Raw genomic sequence first — 17341 nt, 5'->3', positions numbered from 1 at the left:
GCCACACGCAATCCCCCATTGCTCCGCAACCCTACCGTCTGGCGTGGGAGACCGGCAACGAGACGAGGCCATGATCAGACACCGAAAGCCTCCCGCGCTCATGTGGTGCGGGAGGCTTTCGTATCAATCACTCAGGACTGGCTGAACTTCCCATCGGCGATAGCCGTGGTGAAGGCATCCCACTGAGTAGGGCTGAACACCAGCGCCGGTCCGCTTGGGTTCTTCGAATCCCGCACACCGACAAAGTCGCTGGACAGGAACGCGACCTCGACGCAATCCCTGCTGGCCGAGCTGCGGTTGCTTTTGAACCAGCGGGCTCCGGAGAGATCGAGATCATGTTCGACGGTCACGTTGCGTACTCCCTAGCTAGCTGTCGGAGCAGACTCCTACTTGCCACCTCATCCAGTGCGGCGCGCTGAAGTGTCTCGTGTCCCTCATGGTAGCGCCGAATATCAGGCTGCGACTCCAAGTACAGACTGCCGGTGAAGTTTTCGAGGTAAACAACCGACGGCTCGAGCGGCTCACCCTTCTTGTCCAGCCCGAAGTCGACGAGAGTAAAGAGTCCGATCGGGTCGCCTAACGGGATACCGGCCGAGTATGGGAGCACCCGCAGCGTGACATTGGGCAGTGTCGACATGTCGGCTAGATGTCGCATCTGCGCGCACATGACCCGGTTGCTACCGACCACCCGGCGCAGTGCGCACTCGAGGAGTACGACATTCAATTCGACTGGCCGCCGCTTCCTCGTGAGGATCTTCTGACGGCGCTGTTTCATCTCGACCCGCCGCTCGATTTCCGCGCTGGAACTCCCAGGAAATGCCGAACGCAGGAGTGCTCGGGTGTAGTCCGGCGCTTGCAGCAACCCCAACACAACATCCGGCGCATACGAAGTCAACCGCCGCGCCGAAGCTTCCAGCCCCACGTACACATCGAAGTCTTCAGGGATCAACTTCCCATACTCATGCCACCAACACTTCCCCGACGCCTGCTGCGCCAACCCCAGCAACCCCGCCGTCACAACCTCCTCCGCGTCATACACCGCACACAACTCTCGAATATCGAGCAGCCGTATCCGATTCGCCTGCCCGGTCTCCAACCGCTGCAGGGTCGTCTTACCGCGTTCTATCAACTGCGCCGCCTCGGGCATCGTCATCCCGGCCTGTAAGCGCAGGTCACGCAGATGGCGCCCCAGTTGTCGTCGCGGCACCGTACTTCCTGAATCCGTCATGGCCCCCTACCTCAGTTTTCGGAAACGATTGTGATGTGTCCGCGGACGTACCGATCCCCGGACACGGAACTTGTCCTCGCCTTTCGGCGCGATTCGAATGCAGACCCCATGTAGACGCTGGCTCCTCCGCTTGTCGCGTGCTGTGCTGTTGCCGCGCCCGGTCGGAGAGCCGTAGGAAACTCGAGAAACCTATTGGATCACAACGGATTGCCGCGTATCCGCAGTTTCGGCCGGGCGCTTCGAATTCACCGAGACGAATCGAGGCAATCGATGGATCACCCGGGATTGCGATGCGTCCCGAGCTTCGGCTGGGCGCATCCGAAAACACCTATGTCTTGCCTCGAAGTGGCGGGTGTACATCGAGCCGAGTCGAATGGTGGTACCGCTCCGGAACCGCCTTTCGACTCGGCTCGACGCCGGATGGTGGCCTGGGAGCGGGACTTCGAGACCGGCACTGGGCGAATCGGAAATTTCATGGACCACATCGCGTTCGCCGACGCGGCCAAGCTGTGTACGCGACCTTGCTGATCGAACCACTGCCGACGAAGGGTGAGGTGCTGCGCGCCTGCCGTGGCGTCGAACACGCCGCGCATCCGTTGCTGCGCGCCGCGTATGAACTGACCTGTCTGCACGAGAGTCTGCTCGCCGACGGCTGCCGAACCACTGAGATCGACAGCCGGAGAGCGAAATTGGTGCGCGATATCAATCATTGGGCCCATGCGCACCTGCCGCCCGCACGCGGCAGCGCCTCTGTGCACACCGAAACGCTGGGCGCTGTGCTCGACCGGCTCGCCCAATACACCGCCACCGCCTACGCCGCCCTGGCGAGCGCAGCGGACGACGCGCTCGGCGACGCCTGGGAGTCGCTGGCCGAATTGGCCATCGGTTACGAGGATTTGGCAGCCGAGCTCACTGCGGGCCGTCGCCGACTCCCCGGCGGCCCGTGACCATACCCGCCACTTCGAACGCCGCAGGCCGCGAGATTGCGGGATCGCCGAAATCCAGCCGCGAAGACGCCGGGTTACTAACCGCTCGGGGCACGTCGTCGGGCGACCGGTTCCCGTACTCCCATGGTGTTTCGGCTGTCGAGGAGCGCGCGCGGGGTCGACTCCGACCGATCCGTGTTACTTCCCTGGTGGGCCCGAATGCCGTGCCCTGGTGGTGTTTTGGCTGTCGGGGCGCGGTGCGCGTTGGGCTCGGACCGATTTGTGCTACTTCCCCGGTGAGCCTTGCCACTCCCGGATGTCGTGTCCTGGGGGTTTTGCGGCTTCCGGATGTCGTGCCTCGGTGGTGTTTGGGCTGTCGGGGGGCGCTACTGGTTGGGCTCGGACCGGTTTGTGCTCCCTGGTGGGCCTTACGGCTCCCGGATGTCGTGCCTTGGTGGTGTTTGGCTGTCGAGGGGCGCTGTGGGTTCGACTCGGACCGATCTGTGCTACTTCGCTGGTGGGCCTTGCGGCTCCCGAATGCCGTGCCCCTGGTGGGATTTGGCTGTCGAGTGGCGCGTGCGAGCTCGACTGTGGCCGGTGCGCGCTTCTTCGCCGGTGGGCCGTGAATCGGCTACGCATTCCCGGATTCCGCGTCCTGATGGGTTCGGCTGTCGAGGGGGCGCGCGGTATCGATGGCGAGTCGATCGTGCCACCCTCGCTGACTGGCATTCCGGTATCGATCGCCGAATGACGGATTCGCCCGAAACCCCCTCGGGCACACCGTCGTACGGCTGCAAGGTGAGGGAGGTGGAATCGCCCAAGGGGGCGGTTGTTCGAGCCCTAGGGTTGGCTGTTCATGGCGCGAATCGTCCTTAACGTAAGCGAGGTAATCAATCAACCTCGCTTTCAGGAGCAGTGAAATGCGAATCAAGTCCCTTATCGCGGCCGGTCTTCTCGCCACCGCCGCCGTCGCCGGGGTGTCGACGGCAGCAACCGCGTCCGCGGCCACGGGCTACTACTACGGCACCTATGCCACCTCCGCGGCCTGTGCCGCGGACGGCGCCTCGCCCACCACCGGCGGCTACTACTACGAGTGCGTCGAAACCTACAGCGGTTGGGACCTCTACATCTACTACTGACCCGATCCGCCGATAACCGAAATCGGCGGCACCGCACCGTAATCGAAAAGCGGGAAGTCCGAACAGCCGGACTTCCCGCTTTTCGTTTTGGGGCGAATCATCCACCGCCCCAACAAAACTCAGTGACCGCCGTTTTCCTGCAGCCGCTTGAGCGAGGCCTCCACCTCGGCCTCGGCCTCGGCGCGACCGACCCACTCCGAGCCCTTGACGAACTTGCCCGGCTCCAGATCCTTGTAGCGCTCGAAGAAGTGCTTGATCGCGGCCAGTTCGAATTCCGGCACATCGGCCAGATCCTGGATGTGGTCCCAGCGCTTGTCGCCCGCGGGCACGCACAGCACCTTGTCGTCGCCGCCAGCCTCGTCGACCATCTTGTACATGGCGACCGGACGGACCTCGATCAGGCAGCCCGGAAACACCGGCTCCGGCAGCAGGACCAGCGCGTCCAGCGGGTCGCCGTCCTCACCGAGGGTGTTCTCGATGTAGCCGTAGTCGGCCGGGTAGACCATGGACGTGTAAAGGAAGCGGTCGAGCCGGACCCGACCGGTCTCGTGATCGACCTCGTACTTGTTCCGAGAACCCTTGGGTATCTCGATGGTGACGTCGAACTCCACGCCATCTCCTTACTGATGCCTTTGTGTGACTGTCGCCGTGCGGTCGTCGGAACGCCGACTCGACAGGTGTTCGGGGGGAACGGTGCCGGAACGAGGATAGTGTGGTCCGCGGGCACTCGGGTGCGGTAGGTGGGTGGACCCGGCGACGGTGCGACGGTCGGGCGATACGAGACGGAGAGACGGCGGGCACGTGGTGGGTGGCAGCAATAGCAATTACGGTGGCTCGGCCACCAAGCGACGCCGCGGTATCTGGATCGGCGTCGCGTTCGTGCTGGCCTTGCTGCTCGGTGCCGGGGCAGGCGTGGTGATCGCGGTCAAGCCGTGGACCGAGGAATTCCGGCACGGCGGGCTCACCGTCGCCGCAGCGCCCGCGCCGGTCGAACCGGATCCGCAGGTCGATCCCGCGCCATCGAACGCGCCCGCGCCGACTCCGGCTGGTGTCGCCGCCGCGCTCGCGCAGGTGGTCGCCAATCCCGACCTCGGTGCATTCGCCGGTGAGGTCACCGATGCGGGCTCCGCGACCGTGCTGTGGAGCGCCGAATCCGATAAGCCGATGATTCCGTCATCCACCGCCAAGGTCCTCACCACCGCGGCCGCGCTGCTCACACTGCCCGCGGACCATCGGGTGAGCACCCGGGTCGTGACCGGATCCGCGCCCAATGAACTGGTGCTGGTCGGCGGTGGTGATCCGACGCTGACGGCCCAGCCCGACGGCAAGGGGTACTACCCGAATGGGCCGCGCCTTTCGGATCTGGTGTCGCAGATCAAGGCGTCCGGACATCAGGTCGACACCATCGTGGTCGACACCTCGGCATATTCCGGCGCGCCCATGGCACCCGGCTGGGATCCGGTCGATATCGGCGAGGGTTCGATCGCGCCGATGGATCCGGTAATGCTCGATGGCGGCCGCCTCGATCCGCTGGTCGAGTACTCGCCGCGCACTCCGACTCCGGCGCTGGCCACCGGACAGCGCCTGGCCACCGAACTCGGACTCGATCCCGCCAAGGTGCGGATCGGCAACGCCCCCGCCGGTGCGACGGAGGTGGCGAGCGTGCAATCCGCGCCGCTGCGGGATCGGCTGCGCGACACCATGGTCTATTCCGACAATGTGCTCGCCGAGGCCATCGGCCGCGAGATCGCGATCGCATCCGGTAACGAGGCATCGTTCACCGGGGCGGTCGCCGCCCTGCAAACCGCGCTCGGCAAGGGCGGATTCGATCTCAACGGACTTTCGATGCGCGACAACAGCGGCCTGTCGACCGAGGACCGGGTGCCTCCCCGGTTGCTCGACAAGATCATCTCGACCGCGGCGAAGCCGAGCGGCGCCAATGCCGTGCAGCCGAGCAATACCAAGGCCAAGCCGGAATCCGACCGCATCGCGACCACCCTGGCCCCACTGCTCGACGATCTGCCTATCGCGGGTGCGACCGGTTCGCTGAGCAGCCGTTATGTCACGCAGAACCGGGGCGGTGCGGGATGGGTGCGGGCGAAGACCGGAACTCTCTCGGTGGCGAGCACGTTGGTCGGGTATGTGCTGGATAGCGACGGGCGGGTATTGACCTTCGCATTGATGTCGAACGATCGGCCACCGGAGTTGAGCCGGCCCGCATTGGACGCCATCGCCGGCACCCTGCGCAACTGTGGATGCTCGTGACGGGTGGTTGACCATGATCGAAGGCATTGATGGATCGGGCCGCGTGCCGGCCGTGGATTCGGATGCGGACCCTGCGACCGAGCGCAGACGCTCCGGATTTTCCGGTGCCGTCGATTGGCGCCTTGCCGCGCGCACCGGTGCCGCGCTGGTGCCGTCCGGCCCGCGGACTTCGCGATATTCGGCCGAGCAGGTAGTGAGCGAGTTGGCCGAGGCGTCGGTGCGGGCGGAGGGGCCGGTTCGCGAGGTGAGCGGTCTGCTCGATGACCAACCGGTGCCATCGGCGCTGATCGTCGATCGTCCCGGTTGGATCAATGCGGCGGCCGATTCCATGGCCCAGTTGACCGGCACCGGACCGGCATCGGACAAGGGCATGCTCGTGGGCAAACCCGCTGGTGTGCAGGCGGGCGCGATGCTGGCGTTCCTGTCCACCGCGATCCTCGGCCAGTACGACCCGTTCACCGGACCCGATGGGACGCTGCTGCTCGTCGCGCCGAACATCATGGCGGTGGAGCGCGCACTGGGCGTCTCGCCGACCGACTTCCGCTTCTGGGTCTGCCTGCATGAGGTGACCCACCGGGTGCAGTTCTCCTCCGCGCCGTGGCTGGCCGATTACATGCGCACCAATGTCGACGTCCTCGGCGAGGTCGGCGACGAACCGCTCGCCGACATGCTCGGCCGCCTCGTCGAAGAGGTGCGCGACCGTCGCCGCGGTACCGGCCCCGAGGACCCCAATTCCCGCGGCATCGTCGGTCTACTGCGCGCCACCCAGGCTCCACCGCAACGCGAGGCCCTCGACCGCCTGCTGATGCTCGGCACCCTGCTGGAAGGCCACGCGGACCACGTCATGGATGCCGTCGGCCCCACCGTCATCCCCACCGTCGAACAAATCCGCGCCGCCTTCGACAAACGCCGCAAACGCCCCACCAACCCCCTTCAGCGCCTGCTGCGCGCCCTTCTCGGCGTGGACGCCAAGGTTGCTCAGTACGTCCGCGGCAAGAAATTCGTCGACGCGGTAGTGGCCCAAGTCGGCATGGCCCAGTTCAACACCATCTGGACCAATGCCGAAACCCTGCCTCGCTCAACGGAAATCGAGGCCCCTGAGCGCTGGGTGGCCCGCGTTCTCGGATAGTTCGCGCCGGGTTCTCGATCGTCTGTACGGCGCCCCACACTCCATTTCGGTCTGGGTCGGACCACATCGTGTTCCTCACCGTCCCAGGCAGCAGCAAGCCTCGCAACCTGCGCCGCGGCCCGCGGGTCGCGCTCTCCATGACACCGGCCGACAACCCGTTCCAGTCGGTCATCGACCGCTGGCGTAAGGCGATGTGGCCGGCCGATCATCGACCAGCTGGCCCACAGGTACGTCGGTCAGCCGTACTCGCGAGGAAGAGCGCGTCGTCGCGGTCATCGAAACCAGAGCGTCAGACGGTAGGCGTCTCGTGAGCAGCAGTGTGCGTCCTCGGTAGTCTCCGGATATGAGCCGTACGGCGGGAGCGATGCCCGGGGATGCGCGGCGGCTGCCCGAAACCGACGCGGTGCTCGAGGTGCGGCGGGCGGTGCGGGGATGGCTGGCCGATTACGCGACGGGTGATGTGGCGGTCGCGCTGTCCGGAGGCGCGGATTCGCTGGCGTTGACCGCCGCTGCCGCTGTGGAGGCGGATCGGGTCGAAGCGCTGATTGTCGATCATCAGTTGCAAAAGGGATCGGACAGGGTGGCGGCCGAGGCGGCCGCTACAGCGCTGGCACTCGGGTGTCGGTCGGCGCACGTGCTGCCGGTCGAGGTCGGCAACGACGGAGGAATGGAGGCGGCGGCGCGGGCCGCTCGGTACATGGCGCTCGACGGGGCGAGGGGTGGATTGCCGGTGCTGCTCGGGCACACGCTCGATGATCAGGCCGAGACCGTGTTGTTGGGGTTGGGGCGCGGGTCGGGCGGACGGTCGATTCAGGGAATGGCCGCGTTCGCGGATCCGTGGGGACGACCGCTTTTGCGGGTGCGACGGGCGGTGACCAGACAAGTATGTGTCGATATCGGGCTGACGCCATTCGAGGATCCACACAATTCGGCGGCGGAGTTCACCAGGGTGCGGTTGCGGAACGAGGTTCTTCCGCTGCTCGAGGACGTGCTCGGGGGAGGTGTTGCGGGGGCATTGGCGCGCACGGCCGAGCAGTTGCGCGATGACGGTGCGGTACTGGATGCGCTGGCCGATGAGCTGTTGCGAGCCGCGAGTTCGGGTCCGGCGAGTAATGGCTCGACCCTCTCGATAGAGACCCTCGCCACTGCTCCCGCGGCTTTACGTCGCCGCGCAATCCGTGCCTGGTTGCTGGCCGGTGGCGCTAAAGCCCTGACCAACAAGCATTTACAGGCGGTTGACGAGCTGGTTACCGGATGGCGCGGGCAGGGCGGCGTCGCGGTGGGCGGCGGGTCACTGGGACGCAGGTTGGTCGCTGGGCGCGAACATGGCAGGCTGACTCTGCGTCTGCAAGGGACCCGATGACACATAATGGGTCGGCCGGGGAGACACCAGGGAAGGGAAACCAACTGACGTGTACGAGGGCGATATCGCGTCGGTGCTGATCACCGAGGAACAGATCGCGGCCAAGACCCAAGAGCTGGCCGAGCTGATTGCCAAGCGTTATCCGGCCGGTGCCCCCGAGGGTGATCTGTTGCTGGTCGGGGTGCTCAAGGGCGCCATCTTCTTCATGACCGATCTCGCCAAGGCGCTGCCGATTCCCACCCAGATGGAATTCATGGCGGTCTCCTCCTACGGCTCGTCCACCTCGTCCTCCGGTGTCGTGCGCATCATGAAGGACCTGGACAAGGACATCGCGGGCCGCAATGTGCTGATCGTCGAGGACATCATCGACTCCGGACTCACGCTGTCGTGGCTCAAGCGCAATCTGTCCACCCGTAATCCGGCCTCGCTCGAGGTCGTCACCTTGCTACGCAAGCCGGACGCGCTGCGCACCCACGTGGAAGTCGCGCACGTCGGCTTCGATATTCCGAACGAATTCGTCGTCGGCTACGGCCTCGATTACGCCGAGCGCTACCGCGACCTGCCCTATATCGGCACCCTCGAACCGAAGGTCTACGGCGGCGCGTAATCAGGGCAGCATCGCGAATATCGTTGCGGGCGAACCGGATCCGCCGCTGTAGAGCGCACCGCCGACCAGCACCCAGGCGCCGGTGGCTGGCAGTTCGGCGAGATTGGCCAGACACTCCAAGCTGATCCGATGTTCGCGATACAGCAGCTTGGACACCTCATAGCTGTTGTCGGTCCCGAGATCGGGTCCGAACGTATCGATACCGAGCGCGCCACGGCGCCCGAGCCGCCCGGTCCGCAATAGCCATTTCACCGTCTCGACCGCGAATCCCGGTTGATGATCGGCACTTTCGCCGGTTCCGATGAATTCCGGCGTCCCCCATTTCTCGTCCCACCCGGTCCAGGCCACTACCGCCGACCCGTCGGGTATCCGCCCGTGCCGACCCTCCCACTCGCGCAGATCCGCGATATCGATCGCGTAATCGCGATCGTTCGCGCATTGGTCGCGCACGTCGATCTTCACTGCGGGCAGCAGCAGATCGTCGAGGTCCAATTCGTTGGCGGCCAGTCCGTCGGCATGGAAGTGGATCGGTGCGCCCCAATGGGTTCCGGTGTGCTCGCCCTGCTGGATATAGCGCAGGTAATAGCCGTCGTTCGCGACGGTCGCGACAATATCGGTCCGGAATTCGGGATCACCAGGAAATAGCGGCGCCGTCGCCGGATCGTGGACGTGGGAAAGGCTGATCAGCCGTCCGAACGGGCGCGGACCGGTCATCGCGTCCGCTGTGGAATCGCGCGCGCTAAGGCCAGCAGATCGGCCTCGAGCATCCGGAACAACCGATAGGTGAGCACGAATGCCAGGATGCCACCCACGCTGAGCACCCGCACCGAAACGATCACCAAATCCAGATCGGCGGCCTCGACGAAGGTCGCACTGGCCACGCCGAGCAGCGGAACCGAGGCGGCCACGCCAAGATAGAAGTTCCCGCGCTTGGCTAGTTTGCGCAGCTGCTCCTCGTCCTCGGCGCCGATATCGCCGCGCACAAGCAGCTGTGGATAAATCGAACGCACCGCGTAAACCATGATCGGGAAGAACGGATACGCCAGTGCGATCGCGGCGCACACCACCTGTGCGGCATAGAAATGCAGAAAGGTCGCGCGCGGTAGATCGACCCCGAAAAAAACCGGCGCCAACGGCCACACCAGCCCGGCGATCAGCCAGAAGCCGAATGGCACCCAGACCGCCCAGTCACCCATCTGCAGTGTGTCGCGCCGCGCGGCGGCCAGCGTGCGCGGGGAGTATTCGCGACCGCGGGCCAGGCGGAATCCGATTGTCAGCGGGCGGCGGGTGAGGAAAAGCAGCAGCAATCCGGCGATCGGGAAGGCGATGAGGTTGGTGACCAGGCCGCCCGCGGCGAACCGTTGCTGATCGGCCGCCGACATCCGATCGATGATCAGCGAGTTGTTGAGGTTGATGTTGTAGACGCTGGCCAGCAGATTCGGCACGCCGACGCACAGCGTGAGGATCGGTATGAGCCAGCCACGCGACCGATTCGCAAAACTGGTCGGGGCCGGATCGACCAGCTCTCTGGCGCGCTCGTCGAGACACAGGTCCAGCTGCGCGGCGAGTTCGGCGCCATTGCGCCAGCGCCGTTGCGGATCGGGCCGCAGACATTCCAGCAGCACTCGCCGCAATGCGCTCGGGGTGTCCGCGGGCAACTCTCGCAGCGTTTCCGCGGTGACGCCGCGCTCGCGCAGGGCCACCATGGTCGCGATGGTTTCGACGCGGTCGTCGGGATCGGCGGGCATCGGCGGATCCTCGAACGGCATCGCGCCGGTGAGCAGTTCCCACAGCAGCACGCCGAGGGCGTAGATATCGCTACTCGGGCCGGGGGGCGGTGCGTCGGGATCGAGCAGTTCGGCGAGTTGTTCCGGGGAGCGGTACGGCAGCGAATCCGGGTCGGCGGCAGTTGGATTCGCCACTGAACGAGGTGCCGCGGTTCGCGCGGCGAAATCGGCGAACTTAGGAATGCCCTCCGCGGTGAACAGCACATTCGCCGGTTTGATATCACGGTGCGCTACCCCGTGCTGTTCGGCGTAATCGAGTGCGTCGGCCAGTCGCCGCCCGATCCAGGCCACCGTCTCGGGCCAGCTCAGTGCCGAGATTTCGGCGCGCACACTCGAATCCGACGGCCGGATCTCACCCTTGACCTCCATCGCGGCATCGATGGCACGCAGCAGCAGGGCCCCGCCTTCGGATTCCGGGCCGCGCCGCCGCTCGGCGAGCACCCCGGCCGCCGTGCCGCCGGGCAGGTACTGCATGTAGACCAGACGGGTCGATGCCGGGGCCTCCGGTGTCGCGGCAGTGACCAGACGCTGATCGAAAACCCGTACCAGATGCGGATGATCCAGCTGCGCCATGCTGTGCCCGCCCGCCCTGCGACCAGCCGAAAGCCGCACAGCCACCAGGCGCTGCATCGAGCGCTGCCTGGCGAGGAAGACTCGGCCGAGGGCGCCGGCGCCCAGATCGGTGAGCAGATCGAAGTCATCGATCCGATTACCCGGCCGCAGACCGGCGACCAGCGCGGCGGCGCGTTCGGTATCGGCGGCGGTGTCGTCATCGTCGGCGTAGACCGCCAGCCGGGCGCGCACCTCCCGCGCCAGCGCCGGATATTCAGCGAGGAAATCCGTCAGTTCCAGCGGGCCGTACCGGCGACGGGCAAGGAACTCCTCGCAGAGCAGATCGACCAGCTCCGCACTGTGCTCCACCTCTGGAAATTCCTTGCGGTACTCGGCGATGCGTTTGCCGAGGCCTTGACGATCCCAGCGGTGGCGCAGATCGATGCGGACCAGATCGATGAGCACCGCGAGACGCACCTGGGCGCCGTCGGGGATATAGTCCGCGATCGGGGGCGGTTCGGTCCGTTCGCCACGCAGGCAGCGCTGCCAATCTTCGGTGAATATGGATATGGGGTCGGTCTCGCTTCGATCAGCGAAATCGGCAGCTGTCACGATCGCGGCTCCAGCGCGGCGGGCTCAGCGCGCTTCCATCCAGTCGAAATCAGTTCCCGGTCCAGGGATTCCTCGGGCGCGACGACCCGCTCCAGCGCACGCAGATCGGCCTCCAGTGCGCGGAAGAGCAGGTAGGAGCCGATGAACGCGATGATGCCGCCCACGCAGAGCACGCGCACCGCGCCGATCACCCTCGAAATATCCTCGGGCGGCAGGAAGGTCACGCCCGCCACCGCGAGCAGCGGCACCGAGGCCGCGACCGCCAGATATCCGTTGGCGCGGCGATCCAGACCGCGCAGCCACACCGCGTCCTCGGTACTGATCTCCCCGTGTCGCAGGAAGATCGGATAGATGCAGCGGACCATGAAGAAGCACACCAGGAAGAACGGGTACGCCATCGCGATAGCACCGCACACCACGATCGAGGTGAGGAAGTGCACCACCGCGCGGGCGGGTACATCCCCGGCCGCCAATTGCAGCGCGATCGGGAAGGTGAATCCGGCGATCACCCACAGCGAGAAGACCACCCACACCGCCCGGTCACCGAACAGCAGGGAGTCAGCCCTGGCCAGCCGCAGCATCTCGGCATCGTAGCGGCGGTTGCGGCGCAGTCCGTGCGGCACCGTGATCATTCTTCGGGACATATAGAGAATCAGTGCCGCGCCGAGCGGGAAGAAGATTCCGTTGACCGCAGTGGTAATGATCATGAAGGTGCGCCCGGCATCCTCGGGGAGCCGGTCCACGATCAGATGCTGGTTGTGCTGGATGTTGTATGCCGAGGCGAGGATATTCGGGACGCCGATGGCCAACGACACGATCACCAGCCGCCACGCCCGCAACTTCAGCCGCCAACTGCCTGGCGGCGGGTCGACCAGATCCCGCGCCCTTGGATCCATGCACAAGTCGAACTGCTTGGCCAGCACCCCACCATTGGCCCAGCGCCGCGTGCGATCCGATTCCAAACAGGTCAGCAGCACCCGCCGCAGCGCGGCCGGACAGTTCTCCGGAAGGCGTTGCAGCGCAACGTCGTTCACCCCGGCGGTGCGGCGTTCCAGCATGCCTTCCAGCGCTGTATCGTCGCCGTGTTCGGTCGCGGTGGAATCGTCGAACGGTTTCGCGCCGGTGAGCAATTCCCACAGCACCACGCCGAGGGAGTAGATATCAGAGCGGGTGTCCAGATCCTCGGCCGTGCGCTCGCGGCCGGGATGGCAGGCCTCCAACTGTTCGGGCGACATGTACGACAGTGAGCCGCCGAAATAGGCCACCGGGCTGGTGCCCGCCACATTGCGGCTGAAGCTGATATTGAAATCGGCCAGCTTCGGCACCGCCTCGGCGGTGAGCAGGATATTGGCGGGTTTCACATCGCGGTGCAGTACACCGTGCGCGGAGGCGTATTCCAGCGCCTCGGCCACTCTGCGGCCCAGCCAGGCCACGGTTTCCGGCCAGCTCAGTCGCGCGATCTCGGCGCGCACGCTGGAATCGGTCGGGCGGATTTCGCCCTTCTCCTCCATGGCCGCGTCGACCGCGTCGAGCAGTAGTTGTCCGCTGCGCTCGGCGGGCCGGGTGGAGCGCACCCAACGCAGTACGCCGAGCAGGGTGCCCCCCGGCAGGAACTGCATGTACAGCAGCCGCAGTCGGCGCATGGCCGGATCGCGGGCGTCATCGGAGCCGAGCAGCCGTTGATCGAAGACGCGCACGATGTAGTCGTGGTCGAGCTGGGCCAAGGTCTGCGGTTCGGTGCCGTGGTCGGCGGAAATCTTCACCGCGACCAATCGCTGCAATGACCGCTGCCTGGCCAGGAAGACGCGGGCGAAGGCCCCACTGCCCAGCCCCGTGAGCAGATCGAAGTCGTCGATGCTCTGGCCGATCTGGATGCGGTCGAGCGCGTCGAAGCGCCCCGGGCCGGTTCCGGCGGTGGTTCGAGTGGCGGCGGTTGGAGCGACGGCTGCCGTCGCGCTCGGATCGGCGATCACCGTCGCGGTTGGATCGACGCTTGCGCGGGTCATCTCAGTAATACGAAAAGAGCCAATGGTTTGGTTCAGTCGGGTCGATTCGTTCAACTCGGTATTTTCGTCGTTCTGGGCGGTCGGACTCCGCTCAGCGGCCGCACGAGTTCTGGCGAACTCGGTCAGCACCGAATCCTCGAGCGCCGCTCGGCGGGTGCTCTGGTCCATGTCGTCGGCATTGAGCAGCGCGCGCAATTCCGCCGCCTGTTCCGGATATTCCCGCAGACAATCCTTCGGATCGACCCGTTCACCGCTGTGTCGTCGGATGACGAACTCTTCGTACACCAAACCGGCCGGAATGCCGCCCGGTTCGAGTTCCGGAAACTCGGCGCAGTAGTCGAAAAGCCGTTTACGCGGGTCTGGAGCAGTATTGGATTCACGGCGCTCCTGGCGATCATCGTGGTCACGCTCCGCCGCGTCCGCGTCCGTCGTGCGCGCCGCAGGGACCCGGCGGATCCAGCGATGTCGCAGGTCCACGCGGATCAATCCGATCAGGGCCGCCCGGCGCAGGGATTCGGCATCGGGCAGAAAGTCGCCGATCTCCGGTGGTCGGCGCGATGATTCCCACGCGATCGAGAAGGCCTCGACCACCTCGTTCTCGGTACGCGACAACGGTCCGCCCCAGTCTCTGGTCGGTTCGGCATCGAGATCGGTTCGGTGCGTATTTTCGGGATCAGCACTCATTTTCGGACCTACCTGCTGAGCGGATGTCGAGTATCCGCAGTGGCCGTTCGGTGGATGTGTCCGTGAATTTCCGCCACACCCGACGACATCGTCCCCCGAGCAGTAATCGAAATGATAACTTGCGCCACAACAGCGGATCACCCGAATTCGACAACCATGCGATGGGGGAGAACCAGCACATGAACAAGACGGCGCGAGTAGCGGGCGCTGAAGTAGCCGAGCGCGACCACGGAACTACCCGGGAGCCGCGCCGTAAATCGAATACTGCGACGACCGCGGCGAGTGGCGTCGCGGCGATGGAGCCGACGGTGACGGATTCCACCGCTCCGGAGGCTGTTGAAGCCTCGGAGGTGCAGGCCGCCCATGGGGTCGCGGTGGGCGAGACCGATGCCGTGCATGCTTCGATGGATTCCAGCATGCCACGCGAATCCGGCCTGTCACGAGGTCCGGCGGCGGCAATTGCGGCGAGTGTCCGCGACGGCTCGCTGACGCCGATCGAATCCGTCGATAACGCCCTGGAGCTGATTGCCGCCGGGAACCGAAAAACGAATGCTTTCACGGTCGTTCGCTCTGCTAAGGCACGGGCCGAGGCGCTCGCCCTCGAACAGCGTCCCGACCTGGACATGCTGCCGCTGGCGGGCGTGCCCATCGCGATAAAACACAACATCGCGGTCGAGGGTGAAGCGCCGCTGGCCGGTTCCACCGCCACCGATCCCCGCCCGGCAACCGCGGACCATCCGGCGGTGTGCAGGCTGCGGGCCGCGGGTGCGGTGGTGGTAGGGCTGACCGCGGTCCCCGAACTGGGCCTGTGGGGCACGACCGAGAGCGAAGGCCGCATCACCCGGAACCCGTGGAATCCCGCGCGCAGCGCTGGTGGCTCGTCCGGCGGTTCGGCCGCGGCCGTGGCGGCTGGATTGGTACCGGTAGCGCACGGCGACGACGGTCTCGGTTCGGTACGTGTTCCCGCGGCCTGCTGCGGGGTCTTCGGGATCAAGCCAGGGCGGTATACGGTGCCCGCCGAGGTAGGCGTCGATTCCTGGTCCGGGATGGTCGAAAACGGTGTGCTCGCAACGACAGTCGGCGATGCAGCGCTCGCGTTATCGGTGCTGGCCGCGCGCCCGGACCTAGCCGAATTGGAACCGCCGGGCCGACTACGCATCGGGCTGGCCGTGGCGCCACCGTCCCGGTTGTTCCGGGTCGATCGGCACTGGACCGCGGCGGCCCGCACCGCTGCTTCGGCCGCCGCCGCGGCCGGGCACCTGGTGGAATCGGTGACGCTGCCCTACGGCGAATCACTCGTCTCGGTCGGCCTGCGCTGGTTGGCATTCGCTGCGCGCGAAGCCTCGAATCTCGTGCGCCCCGAACGGCTGCAACGGCGCACCCGCCGCCACGTCGCACTCGGTCGGCTCGTCCAGCGGTTTCGGCTGGTGCGCCCGGCCCAGGTGGACCGGGTCGAGGCTCGCCTACTGGACTTCTTCGAGCGCTACCACGTGGTGATCACCCCGACACTCGCCGCGCCACCACCGCGGGCCAGGGCCTGGCACATGCTGGGTTGGCTCGCGAATGTTGTTACCAGCGCTCGGTATTCACCGTTCACACCGCTGTGGAATCTGGTCGGCTGGCCCGCCGCGTCGATCCCGATGGGCATGCATCCCAGATCGAAAACGCCGGTCGCCGCCCAGCTCGCGGCACCCCCCGGCAGTGAATCGATCGTGCTGCGCCTCGCGGCGCAACTCGAGTCGACCCACCCCTGGAAGCGAACCGTGTTTGATGGCGGCGCGGGCGCCGCGTGTTCGCGGCCCCCTGGTGTCTCGCGTCCGAGCCGTCGAGGCTAGCGGCTTCGTCGCATGCGCTTCGACGGCTCGGACGCGAGACGGGCCGCGAACGGTGTTTGATTGCAGCGACTCCGGCGCTGCGTTTCCCTTGATGTCTCGCATCCGAGCCGTCGAGACTCGCGCCTGCGGGCGCAGCGCTTCGACAACTCGGACGTGAGACGGGCCCACAAACCTCGCTCTAAGACTCGCTCCGTCGGGCTGAGAGAGGCTTTGAAAGGGGCGAGCGTTCAACCGGCGATCGCGGGCTGGTGCTGTACCGCGAAACCACCCTCTACCGCGCGTGCGGCGAATTCGAGGATGGTCGGTCGGTTGTCGTCGGCGCGCCAGGCCACCGCGAGTTCGCATGGGGCGAGTCCGGCGAGTGGGCGGGCGGTCAGACCGGGCCAGCGGTACATCGGCACATTGTTCTCGGCCAGCAGGCAGACGCCGAGGCCGAGGCTCACGGCCTCGAGCTTGTCCTCTGGGGTCGCCGCCTCGGCGCCGATCTTGGGCTGACGGCCATTGCGGGCATCGTTGCCGAGCCAGAAGTCGCGCACCGCACCGGCCTCGGTGGGCAGTGCGATGAACGCCTCGTCCAGCAGGTCGGCGAAGTCGATGGTCTGGTTTTCGGCCAGCGGATGGTTCTCCGGCAGCAGTACCCAGCGCGGCTCGGTGCGCAGTACCTGCCAGCGGTACCGATTCGGATCGGGTAGCGGAAGCCAGACCAGTGCGAGGTCGGCCTGCCGCCCGGCCAGACCGCTGGACGGGTCGGTCCAGGAGGCGGCGTGCAGTGCGAGGCGGTGCCCGCTCGCGCTCTCCAGATCGTTGAGCAGCCCGCGGCCGAGCGCGGATTGGATGCCGACGCGCAGCACCTCACCCGCCTCCTGCAGGGAGACGTTCGTGACCTCCCAGAGCTCCAGGATCTTGCGGGCTCCTTCGAGCAACTCCTTACCCGCGACGGTCAGCGCGACACTGCGCTGGTTGCGGTCGAACAGGACCACGTCGAGCTGGCGTTCCAGCTGACGAATCTGACGCGAGAGGGTGGGTTGAGCGATGTGCAACCGCTGAGCGGCGTTGGTGAAGTGCAGTTCCTCAGCGACGGCGACGAAATACCGCAGGTCGCGCAAATGCGGGTCCATAGCCCCTTGCTATCAGAATCGGTCCTGAATTTCCAGCCTATTGAGGCCTGAAAGTCTGGATACGGCAGCCGAAACAGTCGGCAGGTTTGT

15 protein-coding genes are annotated in these 17341 nt (G+C 66.0%); 8 read left to right on the top strand and 7 right to left on the bottom strand.

Features of this window, described 5'->3' with window-relative positions; all coding sequences use genetic code 11:
• Positions 1–131 precede the first annotated feature (131 nt).
• The gene (locus ACQP2U_RS40030) at positions 132–350 is read right to left on the bottom strand and encodes a DUF397 domain-containing protein (protein ID WP_433712361.1); all 219 of its coding nucleotides are present in this window, start codon (positions 348–350) and stop codon (positions 132–134) included.
• A complete protein-coding gene (locus ACQP2U_RS40025; protein WP_433712360.1) occupies positions 347–1228 on the bottom strand; it encodes a helix-turn-helix domain-containing protein in 882 nt (293 codons plus the stop codon). Before ACQP2U_RS40025 ends, ACQP2U_RS40030 begins: the two co-directional genes overlap by 4 nt.
• 509 nt (positions 1229–1737) lie before the next feature.
• Between ACQP2U_RS40025 and ACQP2U_RS40020 the strand changes: the two genes are divergently transcribed.
• From ACQP2U_RS40020 to ACQP2U_RS40010, 3 genes are all read left to right on the top strand, one after another.
• Entirely contained in the window at positions 1738–2175 is a 438-nt protein-coding gene (locus ACQP2U_RS40020) for a DUF4254 domain-containing protein (protein WP_433712359.1), read from the top strand.
• A 601-nt stretch (positions 2176–2776) separates the two neighbouring features.
• Positions 2777–2905 (top strand): hypothetical protein, encoded by a 129-nt coding sequence (locus ACQP2U_RS40015; RefSeq protein ID WP_433712358.1) that lies wholly within the window; start codon positions 2777–2779, stop codon positions 2903–2905.
• Between the two features lie 169 nt (positions 2906–3074).
• Positions 3075–3293, top strand: a complete 219-nt coding sequence (locus tag ACQP2U_RS40010; protein WP_433712357.1) for a hypothetical protein — start codon at positions 3075–3077, stop codon at positions 3291–3293.
• 119 nt (positions 3294–3412) lie between these two features.
• On the opposite strand, the gene ACQP2U_RS40005 is transcribed toward ACQP2U_RS40010, so the two are convergent.
• Positions 3413–3904 (bottom strand): inorganic diphosphatase, encoded by a 492-nt coding sequence (locus ACQP2U_RS40005; RefSeq protein WP_397034043.1) that lies wholly within the window; start codon positions 3902–3904, stop codon positions 3413–3415.
• A 190-nt stretch (positions 3905–4094) separates the two neighbouring features.
• Between ACQP2U_RS40005 and dacB the strand changes: the two genes are divergently transcribed.
• From dacB to hpt, 4 genes are all read left to right on the top strand, one after another.
• Positions 4095–5558, top strand: a complete 1464-nt coding sequence (gene dacB / locus ACQP2U_RS40000) for a D-alanyl-D-alanine carboxypeptidase/D-alanyl-D-alanine endopeptidase (RefSeq protein WP_433712356.1) — start codon at positions 4095–4097, stop codon at positions 5556–5558.
• A 13-nt stretch (positions 5559–5571) separates the two neighbouring features.
• Positions 5572–6687, top strand: coding sequence for a zinc-dependent metalloprotease (locus ACQP2U_RS39995; RefSeq protein WP_433712354.1), 1116 nt, complete (start codon positions 5572–5574; stop codon positions 6685–6687).
• A 343-nt stretch (positions 6688–7030) separates the two neighbouring features.
• Positions 7031–8050: a tRNA lysidine(34) synthetase TilS gene (tilS, locus tag ACQP2U_RS39990; RefSeq protein ID WP_433712353.1), complete on the top strand. Its 1020-nt coding sequence runs from the start codon at positions 7031–7033 to the stop codon at positions 8048–8050.
• Between the two features lie 49 nt (positions 8051–8099).
• Complete coding sequence (gene hpt / locus ACQP2U_RS39985) at positions 8100–8657, top strand: hypoxanthine phosphoribosyltransferase (RefSeq protein WP_433712352.1); 558 nt, start codon at positions 8100–8102, stop codon at positions 8655–8657.
• On the opposite strand, the gene ACQP2U_RS39980 is transcribed toward hpt, so the two are convergent.
• The 3 genes from ACQP2U_RS39980 to ACQP2U_RS39970 are packed head-to-tail and all read right to left on the bottom strand — an operon-like array spanning position 8658 to position 14298.
• Positions 8658–9371 (bottom strand): cyclase family protein, encoded by a 714-nt coding sequence (locus ACQP2U_RS39980; protein ID WP_433712351.1) that lies wholly within the window; start codon positions 9369–9371, stop codon positions 8658–8660.
• Positions 9368–11608, bottom strand: a complete 2241-nt coding sequence (locus tag ACQP2U_RS39975) for a protein kinase domain-containing protein (protein ID WP_433712349.1) — start codon at positions 11606–11608, stop codon at positions 9368–9370. The genes ACQP2U_RS39980 and ACQP2U_RS39975 overlap by 4 nt, the downstream gene beginning before the upstream one ends.
• Complete coding sequence (locus ACQP2U_RS39970) at positions 11605–14298, bottom strand: serine/threonine-protein kinase (RefSeq protein WP_433712347.1); 2694 nt, start codon at positions 14296–14298, stop codon at positions 11605–11607. Before ACQP2U_RS39970 ends, ACQP2U_RS39975 begins: the two co-directional genes overlap by 4 nt.
• Positions 14299–14702: 404 nt before the next feature.
• Here ACQP2U_RS39970 and ACQP2U_RS39965 point away from each other — a divergent pair, with 404 nt between their 5' ends.
• The gene (locus ACQP2U_RS39965) at positions 14703–16133 is read left to right on the top strand and encodes an amidase (RefSeq protein ID WP_433716744.1); all 1431 of its coding nucleotides are present in this window, start codon (positions 14703–14705) and stop codon (positions 16131–16133) included.
• 227 nt (positions 16134–16360) lie between these two features.
• Here ACQP2U_RS39965 and ACQP2U_RS39960 read toward each other — a convergent pair whose 3' ends face one another.
• Positions 16361–17251 (bottom strand): LysR family transcriptional regulator, encoded by an 891-nt coding sequence (locus tag ACQP2U_RS39960; protein ID WP_397034027.1) that lies wholly within the window; start codon positions 17249–17251, stop codon positions 16361–16363.
• Positions 17252–17341: the final 90 nt, after the last annotated feature.

The sequence above is a fragment of the Nocardia sp. CA-084685 genome, from assembly GCF_050955785.1.
Taxonomy (GTDB): domain Bacteria; phylum Actinomycetota; class Actinomycetes; order Mycobacteriales; family Mycobacteriaceae; genus Nocardia.
The sequence above is the reverse complement of the archived record's forward strand: the minus strand, read 5'-3'. Positions and strand labels throughout refer to the sequence as shown.

Excerpts from the sequence above, each read along its gene's own strand:
- ACQP2U_RS40025 (WP_433712360.1), bottom strand. The coding sequence starts at position 1,228 with ATGACGGATTCAGGAAGTACGGTGCCGCGACGACAACTGGGGCGCCAT.
- ACQP2U_RS40010 (WP_433712357.1), top strand. The coding sequence starts at position 3,075 with ATGCGAATCAAGTCCCTTATCGCGGCCGGTCTTCTCGCCACCGCCGCC.
- ACQP2U_RS39995 (WP_433712354.1), top strand. The coding sequence starts at position 5,572 with ATGATCGAAGGCATTGATGGATCGGGCCGCGTGCCGGCCGTGGATTCG.
- tilS (WP_433712353.1), top strand. The coding sequence starts at position 7,031 with ATGAGCCGTACGGCGGGAGCGATGCCCGGGGATGCGCGGCGGCTGCCC.
- ACQP2U_RS39980 (WP_433712351.1), bottom strand. The coding sequence starts at position 9,371 with ATGACCGGTCCGCGCCCGTTCGGACGGCTGATCAGCCTTTCCCACGTC.
- ACQP2U_RS39970 (WP_433712347.1), bottom strand. The coding sequence starts at position 14,298 with ATGAGTGCTGATCCCGAAAATACGCACCGAACCGATCTCGATGCCGAA.
- ACQP2U_RS39965 (WP_433716744.1), top strand. The coding sequence starts at position 14,703 with ATGGATTCCAGCATGCCACGCGAATCCGGCCTGTCACGAGGTCCGGCG.
- ACQP2U_RS39960 (WP_397034027.1), bottom strand. The coding sequence starts at position 17,251 with ATGGACCCGCATTTGCGCGACCTGCGGTATTTCGTCGCCGTCGCTGAG.